This is a genomic window from Proteus faecis, assembly GCF_003144395.1.
GTDB lineage: Bacteria > Pseudomonadota > Gammaproteobacteria > Enterobacterales > Enterobacteriaceae > Proteus > Proteus faecis.
In genome coordinates this window covers 415,203-435,909 of the sequence record NZ_PENZ01000034.1, presented here as the reverse complement: position 1 = coordinate 435,909, position 20,707 = coordinate 415,203, and the positions used below count along the sequence as shown (strand labels likewise).

Genomic DNA, 20,707 nt, shown 5'->3' with positions numbered 1-20,707 from the left:
ATGTTTCTTAATTTATATATACCTAACCATCTAAGTTAAAAATAACAGCTTAGCAGGAAGGCGCTTAACTGAAGTGAGGGGGGAAGGAAGGAGAAGAGAGGTACCGTTTCTCTAGTACCTCTCAGATTGTCTTTAGTAAAAAATTAAGTAGCCTAATGCCGGAATTGCGCCAAATAAGACAAGAGCTAACAGGATCTTTTCACTCAAGAATAGAGGCTTTTTGTCTTTGTACTGTTTTCGTGTGTATAAAAACATCAGAATACCGGGGGCATACAGAACGACAGAGAGCAATAAATTAATAACACCTGATGCATAAAGTAGCCATAAACCGTATAGACTTGCAGGTATTGCTATTAATAATAGAGCACGACTGCTACGTGCGATTGCGACTTTAAATAAAAATGCACCGACAAGAAAGTAAGGGACAAGGATCATCTCTGATGCAATGGTTAACAGTGTATTGTAGTTACTTCCGGTCAACCAAATTAAAACTAAAGAGAATTGGACAGCACAATTGGTAAACCATAATGAAGATGAAGGAGCATCATTTTTATTCTGTATTCCTAATTGTTTAGGAAATGAATGATGCAGTGCAGCAATATATGGCACTTCTGCCGCCATAATAGTCCAGCTTAAATAAGCACCACATACAGAGAGAATAAGACCGGCTGCAATAATTATCTCGCCTATGCCACCAATAAGCTGAACGAGTAATGGCGCCATTGATGGGTTTTTCATTGATGCCAACTCTGCTTGGCTAACCAAGCCTTGCGATAATAAAGTGACGAGGATATAGATAATTAATGCGATAACAACGGCAAGTACTGTTGCTAAGCCAACATCACGACGATTTTTGGCTCTTGCGGAAACTACGACGGCACCTTCAATACCAATAAATACCCACAGTGTAATCAGCATGGTATTTTTGACCTGATCCCACACCGGGACACCCATATTTACACCTTTAAAATCAAGAGTAAATATATCCATATTGAAAGCTAATAGCGCGACAATAATAAATAATCCTAAAGGAAGGAGTTTTGCCATTGTCGCCATTAAATTAATACTAGCTGCAGTTTGAACACCACGTAATACAAGAAAATGGACAACCCAAAGTAAAATTGATTCTCCAATTAATGCCTGCCATGTATTTCCATCACCAAAAATAACGTTCTCTGGTGTGTCTGTAAAAAAACTAAAGGCAGCAAAAACAATAACAAGATAAGAAACGTTTGCAACAACAGCGCAGACCCAATAACCCCATGCTGAACAAAAACCAATGAATTCACCAAATCCTTCTTTCGCATAGGTAAAAATGCCACCATCAAGATCAGGTCTAAGACGAGAGAGGAGTAATAAAGATGTAGCAAGAAAGAGGATTCCAATGCCGGTTATCAGCCAGCCAATAATTAATGCGGCAGGGCTGGCAACTTCAGCCATATTTTGAGGCAAACTGAATACACCTGCACCAACCATTGAGCTTAATACTAATGCGGTGAGTGATATTAAGCCAAGTTTCTTATTCAAGGATAATTACCTACATGATTAAAATTGTAAATAAATAGCGTATTTTCTTGTTTTTTGGTCAGTAAATAGAATAAATATGAATATCTCAAATTTAAATAAAGATAAAAACACTAAAAAACAGCGAGATTTTACGGAGAGTTGAGTTGGTTGTCTATGCATTAAATCATAAAAATTATTCACTTTTATAAAATAATGATTGTTTGATTAAATTTTGAATAAAAAAAACCTTGCTAGAGCAAGGTTTTTTAATGGGAAACTTTTATTACTTGAACAGATCAGCAGTAATAGTGACTGTACCACCATCACTTTGCCATTCATTTGTAATATGGTAGAACTTAGCGCCTTTTGCTGCTGCACGCTTAGCAACCTGATACGAGATTTCTGGTGAGTTCACAAAGTAGCCACTGAAAGTAATGGTATCAAAAGGATCCATTAATGCAGCCGCTGCTTTGTTGACTTCTTGAATTTCAGTACCATCAGGTAAAGTGACGGTGTAACGACCACTTGCACCAGAGCTTTGTGTTTCAGCAAAAGCACCTACGCTTCTATCAAAGTCAGTATTTGAAGCAAGGCCAGGTTTTTCAACTTTATTTGCAGCGGCTCCGCCTTCTGCAATAAGTGCACGACCTGCCTCTGAATCATAAGGAACGACAGCCTCTGGCGCTTGAATTGCACGTTTAGGCGCATCTTTTTTGTAGATATAAGCTGTTACTTCTTGGTTACCGCCATCATTCGTTGATACGTTACGAACAATAAAGAATGATGCTGCACCTTTTTTAGCTGCCGCTTTTGCAATTGCGTTGTTAATATCAGGGGTTGTAGGGTAGTAACCACGGATAGAAACTGTATCAAATGGTTGTAGCAGAATTGCTTCAGGTTTTGGTAGTTCTTTCACGCCATGAAAAACACGATAGCTTTCTTTATCTGCTTTTGGTGCATCTTTATGGTATAGGTCAGCAGTAACACTCATGTTGCCACTATCACTAATATCATCTAGACCTTGAATATAGAAACTATCAGCACCGACTTTATCCGCACGACGAGAGACCGCATCAGCGGCTTCATAAATGGCGTTAAAACGACCGATAACTGTAATTCTTTCAAATGGTTTTAGTTCTGCAGCTTGTTCGGGTGTTAATTCCTGAGCAGCCTGCGCAACAGTGATATTAGTTAAAGATAACATCGCTGCTGCGATGACTGAGGTTTTCAGCTTCATACAAAATCCTTCCGCCTTGCGCAATTAATATTGGTCATGTGCTGAACGTCGTGGTTTATCACATAGGGATTAATTATTACATGTAATAATAGCATTTGTCGCATTATTTTATTTAGCGAATTGCCACAGAGTCAAATGACCAGTATATGTTACCAGATATTTACCTGAATATAGTGAATAATTCATAAATATGCCTTTTCGACTAAAATGATCCAATTAAGTTCAATTTTAGCTTTACACAGATATAGATTATTGGTTTTATTTTCAGTAGGTTATTAGAACTCCGATTAATGGCATACATATTATTATTTTTAACATTTTTTTTGCATAAATGTGAAGTTAACGGGGAAATTTTAACAGAACTCTATGGATAAGAAGGGGAAATTATGCGAATTGGTATACCCAAAGAGCGACTTTCTAATGAAACAAGGGTTGCAGCTACACCAGCTACAGTGGCTCAACTCATAAAATTAGGATTTACAGTCGCTATTGAAAATGGTGCAGGCATTGCCTCAAGCTTTGAAGATAACGCTTATCAGGAAGCCGGTGCTGAGATCCTAGCTCTTCAAAATGTTTGGGAATCAGACATTATTTTGAAGGTAAATGCACCACTAGATGATGAAATTGCGTTGCTACAAGATGGTGCGACACTGGTGAGTTTTATTTGGCCAGCTCAAAATGCGGCATTGCTTGAAAAGTTAGCTAAAAAGAATATTAACGTTATGGCAATGGATAGTGTGCCACGTATTTCTCGTGCGCAATCTCTCGATGCGTTAAGTTCAATGGCAAATATTGCAGGTTACCGTGCTGTTGTAGAAGCTGCCCATGAATTCGGAAGATTCTTTACCGGACAAATTACTGCTGCAGGTAAGGTACCACCAGCTAAAGTGATGGTCATTGGTGCTGGTGTTGCAGGCCTTGCCGCTATCGGTGCCGCAGGTAGTCTTGGTGCTATTGTTCGTGCTTTTGATACTCGCCCTGAAGTTAAAGAGCAAGTTCAAAGTATGGGCGCTGAATTCCTTGAGCTTGATTTTAAAGAAGAGGCGGGCAGCGGTGATGGTTACGCGAAAGTAATGTCAAAAGCATTTATTGATGCTGAAATGGCATTATTTGCAGAACAAGCAAAAGATGTTGATATCATCATTACAACGGCATTAATTCCAGGAAAACCCGCTCCTCGTTTAATTACGAAAGAGATGGTTGATTCAATGAAGCCGGGAAGTGTTGTCGTCGATCTTGCGGCTCAAAATGGTGGTAACTGTGAATATACCGTACCTAATGAAATCTTTACGACAGAACATGGCGTAAAAATCATTGGTTACACTGATTTAGCCGCTCGTTTACCTGCACAGTCATCTCAACTCTATGGTACTAACTTAGTTAATCTATTGAAATTACTGTGTAAAGAAAAAGACGGTAATATCAATATTGATTTTGATGATGTTGTCATTCGTGGTGTGACGGTAATTCGTGCTGGTGAAGTAACATGGCCTGCGCCACCTATTCAAGTTTCTGCACAGCCTAAAGCCTCTCCTGCTGCAAAACCACAAGAGAAACCCGTTGCTAAACCAGTTTCACCTTGGAAAAAGTACAGTTTATTAGCGATAGCCTTTTTATTGTTTGCATGGCTTGCAAATGTTGCACCGAAAGAGTTTTTATCTCACTTTACGGTATTCGCACTTTCTTGTGTTGTCGGTTACTACGTTGTTTGGAATGTAAGTCATTCATTGCATACGCCATTAATGTCAGTGACAAACGCAATCTCAGGCATTATCGTTGTTGGTGCTTTACTCCAAATTGGTAGTGGTGGCTGGGTTAGCCTATTTTCGTTTATCGCAATATTGATTGCGAGTATTAATATTTTTGGTGGATTTACTGTTACTCAACGTATGTTGAAAATGTTCCGTAAAGGATAAGGGAGACAATTATGTCCAGCGGCGTTGTTACAGCGGCATATATTGTCGCCGCGATATTATTTATTTTCAGCCTTGCCGGCTTATCAAAACATGAAACCTCTAAACAAGGTAACTATTTTGGTATTGCAGGGATGGCAATTGCATTGTTCGCAACCATTTTCGGCCCTTATGCTGGTAATGTGGGTTGGATCATTATTGCAATGGTAATCGGTGCTGTTATTGGTATCCGTTTAGCTAAAAAAGTCGAAATGACTCAAATGCCAGAATTAGTCGCAATCTTACACAGTTTTGTAGGTTTAGCGGCGGTTTTAGTGGGTTTTAACAGTTATCTTGACCATAATACAGCAATGGATCCTGTCATGGTGAATATCCACCTAACAGAAGTCTTTTTAGGGATCTTCATTGGTGCGGTTACATTCACTGGTTCAATTGTCGCTTATGGTAAATTAAGCGGGAAAATGTCATCTAAACCGATGATGTTACCTAATCGTCATAAATTAAACCTTGCAGCTTTGGTTGTTTCTTTTTTATTGATGGTTTGGTTTGTTAAAACTGACAGTGTTGGCTTACAAGTTTTCTTAATCATCATAATGACTGTGATTGCCTTGGCATTTGGTTGGCATTTAGTTGCATCAATTGGTGGTGCAGATATGCCAGTTGTTGTTTCGATGCTGAACTCTTACTCTGGATGGGCAGCCGCGGCAGCAGGCTTTATGTTGAGCAATGACTTGTTAATTGTAACAGGTGCATTAGTGGGTTCTTCAGGTGCTATCCTTTCTTATATTATGTGTAAGGCGATGAATCGTTCTTTTATTAGCGTAATAGCAGGTGGATTTGGTACTGATGGCTCAGCTTCAACAGAAGACGGTGAAATGGGTGAGTATCGCGAAACAACTGCTGAAGAAGTGGCTGATATGCTGAAAAACTCAACCTCAGTTATTATTACTCCGGGCTATGGAATGGCGGTTGCTCAAGCACAATACCCTGTACATGATATTACTGAAAAATTGCGTCAACGTGGTGTGAAAGTGCGTTTTGGTATTCACCCAGTAGCAGGACGTTTACCGGGTCATATGAATGTGTTATTAGCAGAAGCTAAAGTACCTTATGATGTTGTATTAGAAATGGATGAAATCAATGATGATTTCCCCGACACTGATACGGTGTTGGTTATTGGTGCTAATGATACAGTAAACCCAGCTGCACAAGATGATCCAAATAGCCCAATTGCGGGTATGCCAGTATTAGAAGTGTGGAAAGCGCAGAATGTTATTGTGTTTAAACGCTCAATGAATACGGGTTATGCAGGTGTTCAAAATCCACTGTTCTTTAAAGAGAATACACAAATGTTGTTTGGCGATGCTAAAGCCAGTGTGGATGCAATTTTAAAAGCGCTATAACAGATATAGATAGCGAATAGCAAAAAGCCAGTCAATTTTTGACTGGCTTTTTTAGTATACAGAGCAATAAGTTTAATCGTGATCGCTATCAACAGTAATAGGGCAGGTAAAACCATCCGGTTTAATTGCTAACAAATCACATTTAATATGGTCGATAAGTTGTTCGGCTGTATTTCCTAAAAATGCGGCGGATAGGCCAGTTCTCCCCAAAATACCTAGTACGACAATACCCGCATTTAATTCTTCACAAACTTGAGGGATCACTTGCTCTGGCAATCCTTCTTTAACATGTGTTTTCTCTTCTGGGATAGAGAACTTCTGGCGCAACTCTTTCATTGCAATGAGATGCTGACCACGTAGTGCACTATTATAAAGATTTGGATCAAAATCAGGTAACTCAATCGCAATATTAATAGGCGCAACAGGATAGGCGCTGAGTAAATGGACATCAGGATCTTTTTGTATGCGATGAGATAAATCGGTGGTGAGTTCAATCAATTTTAGATTAAGGGCATCATGATAAGATTCTTCGTTTGATAAATTTGCAGCGACAACGATAGTACCGTATTCAGGCCACTCTTTATCTTTGACCATCCAAACAGGGCAAGGGCATTTTCTAAGTAGTTGCCAGTCAAGCGGGGTAAAAATAAGCGAGCCTAATTTATCATGTTGGTGAGCCATTTTAATCAGTAAGTCATGTTGATGTGCAACAACTTCTTCAATAATGGCTTCATAAGGGCGATTATGCCAAATGACTTTTATATCAATCTCTATACCTGCTTCAAGGTAGTAGCGTGCTTGTTGTTTGATCCAAGCAGCCTTCTGACTGATAACACCTTTACGCATGGCATTACGTTCATCGGGAGATAAAAGAGTTGTCATGTCATAAGAGAGATCATAAACAGGTAGAAAAGCTTTTATCCGCCCACCATTACGCTGAACGATATAGACAGCACGGCGAAGTGCTGGTTGGTCATCTTGGTTAGGATCAATGACAACGAGAAGGTTTTGATATTTTTCCATTGTAATATCCTCTTTAGGGCTGGATTTATCCATCTACAATTTAAAGATAACCCAAGAAGATAAAATGCAATAGCACAAAATAGAAAACGGGACACAAATTTGTGTGCCCCGTTATAAAATTAGCGTGTGAAATGTAACAGATTAAACTTCAACTGATGAAGGAAGTTTGCCTGCAAGTTCACTTAACAGTGTACTATCTTCAATAGTAATATATTTGCCTTTAACGCTTAACATACCACTTTTCTGGAAGCGACCAAGTAAGCGACTAATCGTTTCAACGGTTAAACCTAAGTAATTACCGATATCACCACGAGTCATGGTTAAACGGAATTCACGAGGCGAAAAACCACGCTGTGCGAAGCGACGAGAGAGGTTATAAATAAAAGCAGCCAGACGTTCTTCTGCATTCTTTTTCGATAACAGTAAGATCATCTCTTGGTCACCTTTGATTTCGCCACTCATTAGGCGCATCATTTGTTGACGTAAGTTAGGCATTTTGCCTGACAGGTCATCCAACGTTTCGAATGGAATTTCACAAACCATCGAGGTTTCTAAAGCTTGTGCGAAACTTGGGTGTTCAGTATTAATAATGGCGTCAAAACCAACCAAATCACCAGCAAGATGAAATCCTGTTATTTGCTCGTCGCCTTCTTCCGTAATGGTATAACTTTTAATTGTACCGGAACGTATGGCATAAAGTGATTTCAGCTCATCACCTGCTTTAAACAAGGTTTGACCTTTCTGGATGGGCTTTTTACGCTCGATAATATTATCGAGTTGATCAAGCTCATGCTCGTTTAAAGTAAACGGGATGCAGAGCTGGCTAATACTGCAATCCTGACAATGGATTGCACAACCGCCAGATTGGATTCGGCGAACGACGCGTTTTTCTGGGATCATAAGCTTGCTCATTACAAATAAAAATATTGATATGCGTCAATTTTAACACATATTGAAGTAATTAGTAAGGGGAATAACGGTACGTGTGGAAATAATTCTGAATGTAACAAAACATGTATCTTGATAAAAACAATGTTTTGCTTAAAGGTCTATTTAGAACAATTTGCGCTAACCCTATACTCAATTGGTATATTATTCGATTTTCTAACGAAGTCATAGTGCTATTACTAAATTATCCGTGCCAAAAGCCAAAAATGAAGAGGCGCTTCAATATTTTCTATCTTTATATTGACATTTTATTTACGGCTTTATCTTATCTTTGTCTTTTTTATGTATAACTCTTTATTTTTATAACAAAAAATCAGGGAAAAACAACTTAATGTATTTTTGATGCAACTTAATGCTACCTTGAGTTAGCTTTTCTTTATAAAAAGTGGGAGATCGGCAAAGAAGTGCGGAATATTGAAACATTCTATTACCTCTTTAGTGGTATTGATGTGCATCAATGATGGTTTACCTCTATATCCTATCATTTTTACTGATAAAAGTTATTATGTGAGAATGATAAACTAATGAAAAAAATAGAAAAAAATGAGAAAAGCAAAGGGATGATGTCGTTAAGTCGCCGCCACTTTGTTCAATCAAGTGCCGCATTAGTGACAGTGCCATTTTTCGCACGAAATGCACAAGCTAATGTAGATGAAAGTTTACCAATTGCAAAAATAAATGGAGAACCCTCCACTGTTGTTGCAACATGCAGTACTTTTGACTGTGGTGGGAAGTGTGATATACGAGCCCATATAAAAGAAGGAATTGTTACTCAGATCACAACAAGACCTGATAATGAATTAGATGAATCGATGCCTATTATGAGAGCGTGCGTGCGTGGTAGAGGTTATCGTAAATTTTCTTATCACGCTGACAGGCTAAAATACCCAATGAAACGTGTGGGCAAGCGTGGTGAGGGTAAATTTGAACGTATTTCATGGGATGAAGCAACAACGCTTATTGCAGATAATATTTTGCGTTTAACTGAAAAGTATGGTGCAGCAAGTCGTTTTTTAACTGTCAATACCGCTGTAACGGGAGGGATCTTCTCTGGTGATACCATGATGAAGAAACTTTTCAATTTAACTGGTGGATACTTACCTTATTATCATTCTGTTAGTTTAGGGAATACGGTCAAAGTGACCCCTTATACTTACGGCATATCCAAAACAGGCAGTTCACTCGATACACTTGAAGATACACCATTAGTGATTTTATGGGGTCATAACCCTAATGAAACTATTTTTGGTCATACAAACCATTATTTTCAGAAAATGAAAAATAAGGGTACTAAGTTTATTGTGGTCGATCCTCGCTATTCAGATACAGCGCAGTCTCTTGCGGATCAATGGATCCCTCTTTTACCAACAACAGATAATGCTTTAATGGATGCAATGATGTATGTCATTGTTACTGAAAACCTTCATGACAAACCTTTTATTGACAAATATGTTATTGGTTTTGATGAAGAGCATATGCCTGAAGGCGTTCCTGCTAATGAGTCCTTAGTGGCATATTTAACAGGTCAAAAAGATGGAATAGAAAAAACGCCTGAATGGGCAGAAAAAATCACTCGAGTCCCTGCAAATACTATTCGCCAACTCGCTCGCGAATATGCCATGACAAAACCAGCCGCTCTCATTCAAGGTTGGGGACCTCAACGTCATATATGTGGTGAACGTAGCGCTCGAGGTTCGACACTATTAGCCGCAATCACTGGAAATGTAGGCAAAAAAGGGGCATGGGCTGCTGGTTACGGTGGTATTGGTAATCGTCAATCTATGCGTGGTCCTAATATTGGGAAGAACCCAATTAAAGCCCAAATATCCATTATGAATTGGATGCAAGCGGTTGATGATGCAAGTCAAATACGTGTTGAAGATGGTCTTTTAGGTGTTGATAAACTCGATACCAATATCAAAATGATCTTTTCTTTAGCAGGCAACTATTTAGTTAACCAAAACCCAGATGTTAATGCGGCTGCTAAGTTATTAGCTGATGATTCAAAAGTTGAATTTATTGTTGCTAGTGACTTATATCTTTCTCCGTCTGCAAAATATGCCGATCTCGTTTTACCTGAAACCAGTTTTTTAGAACGTTGGAATATTGGTAATACATGGGGAACGGGTAATTATTTCCTTTTATCTGAGAAAGTGGTTGAGCCTGCTTTTGAACGCCGTTCTGATTATGAGTGGATAACAGACGTAGCAGAAAAAATGGGCGTGAAAGAGGCGTTTACTGAAGGTCGAAGTGAAAAAGAGTGGATAGCTTATCTTGTTAATACAAATAAAGAACGTTTCCAAGATAGACCCGACTTCCCTAATTTTGACGAGTTGCTAAAAACACGTCGTTACCTTTTCAAAGATGAACCGTTTATTGCTTTTGAAAAAAATATCAATGATCTTGAAAACAATCCATTCCCAACACCATCAGGAAAAATTGAGATTTTTTCTAAACGTCTTTATGACATGAATAATCCAGATATTCCGGCCCTATCTCATTATGTACCTGCTATTGAAGGCCCTGAAGATAAGTTAACAGCAACGTATCCATTACAAATGCTAACTTGGAAAGGGAAAAATCGTGCAAATTCAACTCAATATGCCAATCCATGGTTACAAGAAGTACAACGTCAAGAAGTATGGATAAATCCAATTGATGCTGAAAATAGAGGTATCAAAAATGGTGATATGGTGCGTGTTTATAACGACAGAGGAATAACTCAAATCCCTGCATTAGTAACACAACGTATTATCCCTGGTGTGGTTGGATTGCAAGCCGGAGCATGGTGGACGCCCGATGAAAATGGTGTTGATCATGGTGGATGTCCTAATGTTTTAACATCTACACGAATGACACCATTAGCACATGGCAACTCGCATTTAACCGTTTTAGTTGAGGTAACCAAAGCATGAGTGACTTTAAAGAATATGCGCCAGTGAGTGATGAACAACTTGGTTTCTTTATTGATTCCTCTCGTTGCTCTGGTTGTAAAGCTTGTCAAGTGGCATGTAAAGACAAAAATAATTTAGAAGTAGGGCGTCGTTTTCGCCGTATTTATGAAATAAAAGGTGGTGGTTTTGCACCAACAGGACAAGGTGGTCTAGTTAATAATGTTTTTGCTTATACATTAACTCTATCTTGTAACCACTGCGATTCACCTGTTTGTGTGAAAAACTGCCCGACTACTGCTATGCATAAGCGTGAAGGCGATGGCATTGTGCGCGTTGACACTTCTAAATGTGTAGGTTGTGGGTATTGTGCTTGGTCATGTCCTTACGGTGCACCGCAAATGAATGAAGAAACTGGGCAGATGTCAAAATGTGATTTTTGTATCGATTTGTTAGCTGAAGGCAAAAATCCAATTTGTGTTGATACCTGTCCGCTAAATGCAATTAAGTTTGGCAAAATTAAAGAGCTAAGGGCGAAATACGGGGATTTGAATCAAGTTCAAGGATTACCAGATTTTACGATGACAAATCCGAATTTAGTTATCAAACCTCATACTGGAGCGACGAAAAAAGGAGGAGTTCAAGCATGAGTGAATGGCCATTAGTTACTTTTACTTTATTTGTCCAAAGTTCTGTGGGTGTGACTATTTTTACCGCACTTTATTTTTGTTGGCTAGAGAAAAAGTTTGGTAACCAGAGAGCGACTGTTGCTATGCGCCCGGTGTTATTAACGAGTGCTATTTTAGGTTGCTTAGGATTATTAGCATCAACTTTACACATGGGATACCCATGGAATGCTTTTCATGCATTACGCCATATATCGTCATCATGGCTAAGTCGTGAAATTATATTTGCTGCAGTTTATCTTGGCGCACTATGCCTTTATACCTTAGTTATTTTGATAAAAGGGCATATGAATAAAACCATACTGGCAATGATTGGTTTGATTGGCATTATCGATATATTCTGTATGGCATCACTGTATTACAACACATCAATGCTGACATGGCAGCACGCAAATACCTATTTTATGTTTATAGGTGCACTATTTACAGTAGGAGCCGTTATTGCATTATCAATAACCGCATTTCGTGTTAAAGCATTTGTGAATGATGAGCTAGCAAAAAGGATTGTAATAAGTGCATTAGTGGTTGTTTTCCTTGCTGTAACATTACGTATGGTTGTACAGCCTTTTTATTTGGAATGGATGTCAGTAGTCATTTCAACAAATGATGCAATAACGTTCCCTCATACGCCTATCATTGCGTATAATGAAACATTCGGATTAAGAATATCTGCATGGCTTATGTCCGTTCTTGGTATTTTAATGATGGGATACAGTGTATGGAAATATCGCCATGCTGTATTTACTTCAGGATTGCGTATGGTGTTAGCAAGTAGCGCAATAATACTGATTGCAGAAATTCTTAATCGTTTTGCATTCTTTATTGTTAAGTAGTGGAGTAGTGATGTATGAGGCGTTTTATTAAGGTGGATCTTCCGCCTGAACCGATTATTAATGATAAATGTGTGAGAAAACGCCTCAAACAAAGCCTATGTGATAGTTGCTCCAAAGTTTGTCCTGTTGGCGCTATCACTTTCGCTCATTTAGATGTAAAAATAGACAATGAACTCTGTTTTCAATGTGGTAATTGTCTATTTACCTGTCCCGTTGATGCGATAGAAAATATCGCACCTCACGAAAGAACACATCAAGATAATTACCTTGTTGTTAATCATGATGAACCATTAGCAAGCACCGAAGAATTATTAGTGTGGCACCGCCAATATCAAATTAGAGGAATGAAGATAGCACAGCCTTTAGTAGATAAATGGCTTCCTGTTTTAGCAAACTTAAATCTTCAATTAAAAACATTACAAGAGCCTATTTGGCAATTAATTATCACAGAACCTACTGATATTGATAGTGGGCGTCGCTTTATGCTTTTTCGTCAAAAACTAGATGAAAAGCCACTCAATAAAGATCAAGTAAGAACAGGATTAAATGCAAGAAAACAACTTTATCCTGAAGACAGTTGGTTTCAAATTCAGTTAGATAAAGACAGTTGTATTCTTTGTTCTGCCTGCGCCAAAGTGTGTGATGAAGGTGCGATTGAACTTGAAAATAATATATTTACGCTTGATGAAAAACGTTGTACTGGGTGTATGAGTTGTGAAGTGGTTTGTTTTCCTAAATCCATTCATATTAATGAAAAAGTTGCTAAAAATAATGAACCCACACACTACCATTATTATGATGCTCATTGTGAAAAATGTCGTTTAGCCTTTTTATCTTGGACTCCAGAAGCAAAATTGTGCCCGATTTGCATACAGCATCAGAAGCAAGGTTGGTTATAATCTCTCTCAAATACATTTAGGTTATTTATTGCTGAATAATCGACCATCCTTATTAAAATGAGAAACAGCGTGTTGATTTTGTTTATTTATCATTAAATTCGTGAGTGATTAAATAAATGGGAGCCTATTATGAAAACAACTGTCTTACCTGCAGATATGTTAGAAATTGCCATTACAGAGCCAGGTGGTATAGATAAATTAAAACCCCAACTATCACCGATACCTTCACTTCCCCCACATTATCTTTTGATCAATGTTAAAGCTTCAGGCGTTAATCGACCTGATATTTTTCAACGCCAAGGTAGTTATCCTCCACCAGCAGATGCTTCACCTATTCCAGGCCTAGAAGTTGCTGGCGAAGTTGCCGCATTAGGGGAAGGTTGCACTAAATGGCAACTAGGAGATAGAGTTTGTGCGTTAGTTGCTGGAGGTGGTTACGCTCAATATTGTATTGCTCATGAAGATATTGCATTACCGTCAATGAATTTAACGGATATTGAAGCAGCTGCACTACCTGAAAATTTCTTTACTGTTTGGGCTAATTTATTTCAGTTAGGTAAGTTAAAACAAGGTGAATCTGTTCTGATTCATGGTGGAACGTCAGGAATTGGATCAACGGCTATAATGCTTGCTCACACAATAGGTGCAACAGTCTATACAACGGTAGGCTCTGAAGAAAAAGCTGTTGTAGCTCGTGATCTTGGGGCTGATTATGTCATCAATTACAAACAAGCCGATTTTGCTAAGGAAATTCCTATCTTAACTGAAGGGAAAGGCGTTGATGTTATTCTTGATATTATTGGTGGGGATTACGTAGAAAAAAATTATCAAGTTGCCAGTAAGTTTGGGCGCGTTATACAAGTTGGTATGATGAAAGGAATGCCTAAAAATTTAAATATGATGCCAATGATGATTAAGCGTTTAATTCATACTGGTTCAACGATGCGATCTCGCTCAATAGAAGAGAAGGCACAAATAGCGCAAGAACTAAAACAGCATGTATGGCCGTTTATAGCTGAAGGAAAAATCAAACCAATTATTAATGCTATTTTTCCATTAAAAGAAGTGGGAAAAGCACATGAGTTAATGGAGTCTGGTGATTTGATTGGTAAAGTGATGCTTGAAACCTTGTCTTATAACATAAAAGAGTAAAAATAAGAGTGTTTAAAACTTATTTGATATAAGAACCAGAAGTTATTTTACTTTCTAAAAAACGAATATTCCGAAAAACACATGTTCATATTTCATGTGTTTTTTTATATATTGAAGAAAAAATGAATAACATTTAAATAAATAAATTCTTATTTTAGATAAGTAATTTAATATCTGTTCTTTTTAATAGCTGTTAAGCGATAGAAATATTCATTAATTCTCATTAAGGTAGATGTAAGTATCGACCTTAGCAAAAATAATATCACATTTACAGAAATATAACTTAAATCAAAATTGATAATAAATTAAAGAAACTAACAAATAAAGCTAAATCATTTATCATTAAAATGTCATTTAATTAAATCAAATTAGAAAAATATTAACTAATATCAATAAAATAAAGAAGATTCTTACTCATCATGTAGTATATCATTTGAATAAAGATTAATTATTGACGATTAATAAACACAATTCTCATTAAAACAGATAATAAAAATTTATATATAGGTGCGATGATGGCAAATTACAAACAAACCTGTCTGAGTGCTACAGAGCGTGTATACCATACCCGAACCATTGATACTCTCACATGTTATTATCGAGAGATGGCAAAAATACTAATGGATAGTGAGTATTCTTTTCCTAAAGCAAATAAAATGAAAAGAAATAATAGCGAGAGTTTAGACGCTAAAATAAAAAGTAACACTATTGAAAAAAAAGCAGTAGATAATGCTTATGAAAGTATTTTAGAGACTTTAAAACAGCAAAATAATTATAATCAATCTGATATTGAACCTTATTTTTCCCATCATCATTCTCAAGTGATGCAATTGGCGAAATTCGGTTATCTTTCTGCGTTAGCATACAATTCGGATAATGTTTTTAATAACCACTCTCCCTTATTAAAAGAACAAGAAAAGAAAATTACAGATGATCTCTGTAGATTAATCGGTTTCTCATCAGAAGATGCATTTGGTCATATCACAACAAGCCATACTCTTGCTTGCTATGAAATATTATGGGCGCTTAGAAATTTAAAAACATTACCAATGGCAATCGCTCGTCATCCAAAATCACGCGATTTAGTTGCAGATAAAAAAGCCTTTGAGTTATTCAATATGTCTGTTACGGATATTTTAGCAATAAGCGAACAACTCAATGAGCGCGGGATTTTTGATGATGTTAGCCATTTAACATGTCGAGGGACGGGCATGACAAAAACAATGCATTTAGGAAAATTGCTTGTTCCTGTTTCTCGTTTTGAGTTTTGGAAAAAAGCAATGGATATACTTGGTTTAGGGTATGACAACCTTATAGCATTGCCGATTGATGAAACATTTAAAACCGATATTGAAAAAACACGCAGTATTGTTTTTCGTTTGATAGAACAAGGTGAGCCCATTCTCGGCGTTATAGGCATATTAGGTGCACCGTCTTATGGTTGTGTTGATAAGTTAAAACCACTTTTTGAATTAAGAAAAGAGTGCGAGGAAAAATACAATAATTCATTTTACATCCATATTGATGCATCGCAATTTGGTTATATGAAAAGCTTATTTCTTGATGATAATTATGAACTTATCCCTTATCAGACTTTATGTAATAAATTAAAGAAAGAAGCTCCATTACTCGAATTGACGCCTGAAATATATGAAAGCATTACACAACTTTCTTTCGCTGATTCAGTCTCTTTTGAACCGTTTCAAGCTGGATTTTCACCATATCCTACAGGTGTTGTGTGTATTAAAGATGCGCGTATTAGTCGTTTTTTAACCAACCCTCCTAGATTATGTCCAGAGCAAGCTGATGAAGTTCCTGAAATTGATGGTATTCAATCCGCACCAGCAGTAGCATCGATGTGGAGTGTGCATCAACTCTATCCTTTTACTTCATCTGGATATGGCAGATATGCACAAATTCAATGGGAAACGCGCATCAAGCTTGAGCAGTTTTTTAATCAAGCAACTGCTTTTGAAAAAGAATTTGATCACTATTATATTCGTGTTTTATCTGCATCTGACTTTAATAAACTAAATTTTGCTATTGTAAAGAAAGGAAATAAGGACTTAGAAGCGCAAAATAATCTTAATAAAACAATCTATGAAAACTTGGTGATAAAAAGTCATCATAAACAAGATTTAAGTTTATTAACGCTTTGTGCTCGCAATAGCGATGATGCACCCGCGCAGTTTTGTTCTGAGTGTGGTTTTGATAACAATGAGTGGGAAACTGTCAAACACTTAAACTTGCTACAGCTTACTATAAAAAGTACTGAAATCTGTGATGAACAACAAATTGAAGCAGGATATCAATATATTAAGAAAGTAGTTTTGTCTGCATTAGACAAGTAACAATATTTCGTTTTTGTTATATTTTCTACAATTGAAATAAATTTTGTTAAAAAGCGAAGTAGTGGGTTATTACCTCATTATCTTCGCTTTTTTTTAATAGATAAAAGTGACACCGTCACTTATTGCATTCTAAATGTCTGTTTTGTTCCGTGTGCATTTTAAGCTAAAAATGCCTATTTTTTATTCTTCTTGATTAATAATCTTCTTTTATTTTCATCGATAGCACATAAGAGCAAATTAGAGAATGATAATCATTCATAATTAAGCTTATGTTTGAATAATATAATCATAGATAAATCATATTGTTAATAAGATAATCGATTTAAATGTATATTTAGATATATCTAAAACTTGATCATTTAGATATATCGGATTATATTGCACTGTATAAATTCGATATATCTAAAACAATGAGGGAATATTTATGATGATTCGAGCATTGAACTCACTTTATCAACAATGTGCTGAAAATGGTGAACATGGCGGTCATGGACATGCGCACGGAAAAGGGCGTTGCAGTGGTAAAGGTAAACATAACCGACACCAAGAAAATCATGGCGAGCATTGTTGTCATGGTGAACATAGTCATGGACATGAAGGTCGTGGCGAGTGTTGTCATGGTGAACATGGTCATGGGCATAAAGATCGTGGTGAGTGCTGTCATGGTGAACATAGCTCTGATGGACATGGAAAACACCGTGGGCGTGGATGCGCAGGTAGAGGAAAAGGGCAAGGTCGCCAGTTAAAACGTATGTTTGATCATGGTGATTTACGCGTTCTGCTACTTAGCATGATCTCGAAAAAACCAAGTCATGGTTATGAAATTATTAGAGAAATAGATGAGGCTTCTTCAGGGTTATATGTACCTAGCCCAGGTGTTATTTATCCAACGTTAACACTACTTGAAGAGCAAGATCTATTAGTTGCTACGATTGCTGAAAAAGGTCGTAAAAACTACAGTATTACATCTGAAGGCGCTGCATTTTTAGCAGAACATCAAGATATAGATGCCAATATTCAAAGAAAACTGGCTTATGCAAGAGATTTATCTCAAAACGCTGGTGGTGTTTCTGAGGAAATTGAATCTGCTGTTGGTAAATTAAAAGCAGTTTTACGCCATAAATTAGTGTTAAAAGAGCTCTCTGTGGAAAGAGCTGGACGTATTGCTTCTATTCTTAATGAAGCAGTTGAGAAAATTGAAGCTATCAATGAGGCATTGATCTCAGAGGAAAGGGACGATGAATAAAGCAGATACTCGGCTACAAAATTCAAGAAGAAATAATGAAATAGATAAAGATGATTTGGAAAACAATCCAGCAGTAAAAGAACAAACTTGCCCTAAAATGCCAGTTTCTTACTTTCGTAGAGCATTACGTAAACCTGGTAGAATATGATAATGATGGACAGAGGTTATAATAATATAACCTCTGCTACTTTCCCCTCTATCAAGCAATTCCTATCCATTTATCACCTTATAAAATTATTCTAAATATCAAAACTCCTCATTCCTGATAAAACACGCCTTATCTTTATTTATTTGTAATGCATCATTTTTTGATGGGTTATTACATTGATTTTCTCAGGTTCTTGTACTGACCTCAAAAAAATCACAAATGATTGTGGAAATGTTCCACAATAGCGATTATTTTAATTAACTTAGTGAACCCATTATAAAATTTGAAAACGTAAACCAGAGATATGCTTGAAATAATAATAAATCAAATACCGAATCAAAATAATAAACGTTTGTAAGTACTTAAACGAGAATAAGTACCTTAGTCCAAACGTAACCTTACTTATGATGCTAGAAGTTAATAAACATAAATAATGTCAAGGTTATCAAGGTATCGGTTTATTTATTATTAAGAATAGAAATAATGATGCGAATAACTGATTGATATTTATAAAAATATTATCTAATTATTATAACAATACGCTCATCAGATAGAGCAATCGACCAACAGAATTGATTGCTATGTATTTGTCGTACCTGTTAAGCCAACATTTGCTAACTTAGGAATATTCGAATGAAAGTTAAAGCATTATCTGTTGTGATAAGTTTAATCCTCACTACGCCATTATGTGCCAATGCACAAACCGATATAAGTGCAATTGAAGCAAGGTTAAATGCACTTGAACAACGAGCAACCGCCGCTGAAGCTAGAGCCGCTGCTGCAGAACAAAAAGCGGCTCGCCTTGAGCAATTAATTAACTCCAACAGCTTATCTCAAGAAAAAAAAACATTAAATAATGTTACAAACGTCAACATGGAGCAACGTCTTGCGCTATTAGAAAAGCAATCTGATGAGGCTCAAGCAAAAGTAGACATTGCACAAACTCAACTTAATGAAATCAAACAAAAACAATCAGTTCAGCTTACTAGTACGAAAAGTAAAGAAGGTACAGGTTTTTTCTCTACCAATACAAATTGGGGTGATCTCAAATTATATGGTGACGTTGAATATAATATTGATGCTGCTAGTAAGAAAGGGCAACTAACATCGATGAGAATGATGCCCGGTAATCAAAAAGATTTTGATGATAATGAAAAATGGTCACTTAATGGGCGTATTTTAATTGGTGTAGATGGTGAACGAGAATTAAAAAATGGTAATTATGCCGGTTTTCGTGCTCAGCCTATGGCTGACATGACCGGTAAAATGAATCTAGATGATGCTGTTTTTTACTTTGGTCAACGTGATAAATGGCAATATAAAATTGGTCGTTATGAAGCTTACGACATGTTTCCTTTAAATCAAGATACATTTGTTGAATATTCAGGCAATACAGCAAATGATTTATATGGTGATGGTTTTGGCTATATCTATATGATGAAAGAAGGACGCGGTCGTAGTAGTGATGGTGGTAGTATGATGGTTAATACACACTATAATGACTGGTATTTTGAGCTAAATGCTTTAGTTGAAGATGGAACTTCTGTTTTTAAAGGCAATGAATATCATGGGCGTAAACTTGATAACCGTAAAAATGTTATTTATATGCGTCCTGTTGTTGCTTGGCAGAAAGACAATTTAACTATTGCCGGCGCAATAGATGCAAACGTGATAAGCAAAGCTTATGGCTATGATGATGAAAATGGAAAGTTCCAAGATCAATCACGGCGTACAGGTTATGGCTTAACTGTAAAATGGGACACTTTAGCTGATGATCCTATTAACGGTATTGTTGCAAATTTAAGTGCTGCTTATCTTGACGCTAAAGATGAAAATGATTTTTCTATTGGTAGTAATGTGTTATGGCGCAAATTTCAACTTGGTTATATTTACGCTCATAATGATATTAGAGCTTACTACCAAAAAATCGAAACCACGAGTGGTCAAAATGACACCTATTTAACGCTTAATCCTGGAAAGTACAATATCAACACGGTATTTGCTTCTTATGAATTACCTAATATTTTAGATATGGATAATTTTAAGACTTATTTAGGGGCTTATTATTCACATATAGATGGCAAAGATGATATTAATGTACACAATAGTGATAAAGATCGTTATGGGGCTCGTGTCCGCTTTAAATATCTATTTTAACTCTGTTTTTAGTTACAGATAGTTAGAGATTGGTTTTATATAAAGACTTCAAGATACAGAGTATTGTTAGTTAATTGAGGTCTTTATATTTTTATATAGTTTGTATAGTTATTGGAATATAAAACATCAGATAAGAAAAAGCCTTAACTAGCTTTTCATGATTACTCTTTAATATCTCAAATTTGTTCAAACGCTTCGTCAGATTTTCTTATTATTGAATAGTCATCAGACTAAACTATTCGTATAAGTAATTTCTTTTAATTAAATAGGAGTGATTGAAGCAACATCTTTAACGATTTGATCTTTTTTCTTAA

The 20,707-nt window shown here is 36.6% G+C and carries 15 protein-coding genes; 11 read left to right on the top strand and 4 right to left on the bottom strand.

The window, feature by feature from the left end:
- Positions 1-132 precede the first annotated feature (132 nt).
- Both DK858_RS11620 and ydgH read right to left on the bottom strand, forming a co-directional pair.
- Positions 133-1,527 carry a basic amino acid/polyamine antiporter gene (locus DK858_RS11620; RefSeq protein ID WP_109397544.1) on the bottom strand — a complete coding sequence of 465 codons (1,395 nt, stop codon included), beginning with the start codon at positions 1,525-1,527 and terminating at the stop codon, positions 133-135.
- 262 nt (positions 1,528-1,789) lie between these two features.
- Positions 1,790-2,743, bottom strand: a complete 954-nt coding sequence (ydgH, locus tag DK858_RS11615) for a DUF1471 family protein YdgH (RefSeq protein WP_109397543.1) — start codon at positions 2,741-2,743, stop codon at positions 1,790-1,792.
- A 386-nt stretch (positions 2,744-3,129) separates the two neighbouring features.
- Here ydgH and pntA point away from each other — a divergent pair, with 386 nt between their 5' ends.
- Positions 3,130-4,659, top strand: coding sequence for a Re/Si-specific NAD(P)(+) transhydrogenase subunit alpha (gene pntA / locus DK858_RS11610; protein ID WP_109397542.1), 1,530 nt, complete (start codon positions 3,130-3,132; stop codon positions 4,657-4,659).
- 11 nt (positions 4,660-4,670) lie between these two features.
- Positions 4,671-6,059 (top strand): Re/Si-specific NAD(P)(+) transhydrogenase subunit beta, encoded by a 1,389-nt coding sequence (gene pntB, locus DK858_RS11605; RefSeq protein ID WP_109397541.1) that lies wholly within the window; start codon positions 4,671-4,673, stop codon positions 6,057-6,059.
- Between the two features lie 72 nt (positions 6,060-6,131).
- Here the strand turns inward: pntB and uspE are convergent, their stop codons facing one another.
- Positions 6,132-7,082 carry a universal stress protein UspE gene (gene uspE, locus DK858_RS11600; RefSeq protein ID WP_109397540.1) on the bottom strand — a complete coding sequence of 317 codons (951 nt, stop codon included), beginning with the start codon at positions 7,080-7,082 and terminating at the stop codon, positions 6,132-6,134.
- A gap of 141 nt (positions 7,083-7,223) precedes the next feature.
- On the bottom strand, positions 7,224-7,982 hold the full coding sequence (locus tag DK858_RS11595) for an FNR family transcription factor (protein ID WP_036912995.1): 759 nt from the start codon (positions 7,980-7,982) through the stop codon (positions 7,224-7,226).
- 572 nt (positions 7,983-8,554) lie between these two features.
- Between DK858_RS11595 and DK858_RS11590 the strand changes: the two genes are divergently transcribed.
- From DK858_RS11590 to DK858_RS11555, 9 genes are all read left to right on the top strand, one after another.
- A complete protein-coding gene (locus DK858_RS11590; protein ID WP_109397539.1) occupies positions 8,555-10,945 on the top strand; it encodes a DMSO/selenate family reductase complex A subunit in 2,391 nt (796 codons plus the stop codon).
- On the top strand, positions 10,942-11,571 hold the full coding sequence (locus DK858_RS11585) for a DMSO/selenate family reductase complex B subunit (protein WP_109397538.1): 630 nt from the start codon (positions 10,942-10,944) through the stop codon (positions 11,569-11,571). The genes DK858_RS11590 and DK858_RS11585 overlap by 4 nt, the downstream gene beginning before the upstream one ends.
- Positions 11,568-12,440: a dimethyl sulfoxide reductase anchor subunit family protein gene (locus DK858_RS11580; protein WP_109397537.1), complete on the top strand. Its 873-nt coding sequence runs from the start codon at positions 11,568-11,570 to the stop codon at positions 12,438-12,440. Before DK858_RS11585 ends, DK858_RS11580 begins: the two co-directional genes overlap by 4 nt.
- A gap of 14 nt (positions 12,441-12,454) precedes the next feature.
- The gene (locus tag DK858_RS11575) at positions 12,455-13,339 is read left to right on the top strand and encodes a DUF362 domain-containing protein (protein WP_109397536.1); all 885 of its coding nucleotides are present in this window, start codon (positions 12,455-12,457) and stop codon (positions 13,337-13,339) included.
- A 129-nt stretch (positions 13,340-13,468) separates the two neighbouring features.
- Positions 13,469-14,491 carry an NAD(P)H-quinone oxidoreductase gene (locus tag DK858_RS11570; RefSeq protein WP_268842929.1) on the top strand — a complete coding sequence of 341 codons (1,023 nt, stop codon included), beginning with the start codon at positions 13,469-13,471 and terminating at the stop codon, positions 14,489-14,491.
- Positions 14,492-15,006: 515 nt separating this feature from the next.
- Positions 15,007-16,842 (top strand): tyrosine decarboxylase, encoded by a 1,836-nt coding sequence (locus DK858_RS11565; protein WP_109397534.1) that lies wholly within the window; start codon positions 15,007-15,009, stop codon positions 16,840-16,842.
- 424 nt (positions 16,843-17,266) lie between these two features.
- On the top strand, positions 17,267-18,088 hold the full coding sequence (locus DK858_RS11560) for a helix-turn-helix transcriptional regulator (RefSeq protein ID WP_109397533.1): 822 nt from the start codon (positions 17,267-17,269) through the stop codon (positions 18,086-18,088).
- Positions 18,081-18,236: a hypothetical protein gene (locus DK858_RS18160; RefSeq protein ID WP_194294842.1), complete on the top strand. Its 156-nt coding sequence runs from the start codon at positions 18,081-18,083 to the stop codon at positions 18,234-18,236. The genes DK858_RS11560 and DK858_RS18160 overlap by 8 nt, the downstream gene beginning before the upstream one ends.
- 633 nt (positions 18,237-18,869) lie before the next feature.
- Entirely contained in the window at positions 18,870-20,393 is a 1,524-nt protein-coding gene (locus tag DK858_RS11555) for a carbohydrate porin (RefSeq protein WP_109397532.1), read from the top strand.
- The last annotated feature ends 314 nt before the right edge of the window (positions 20,394-20,707 follow it).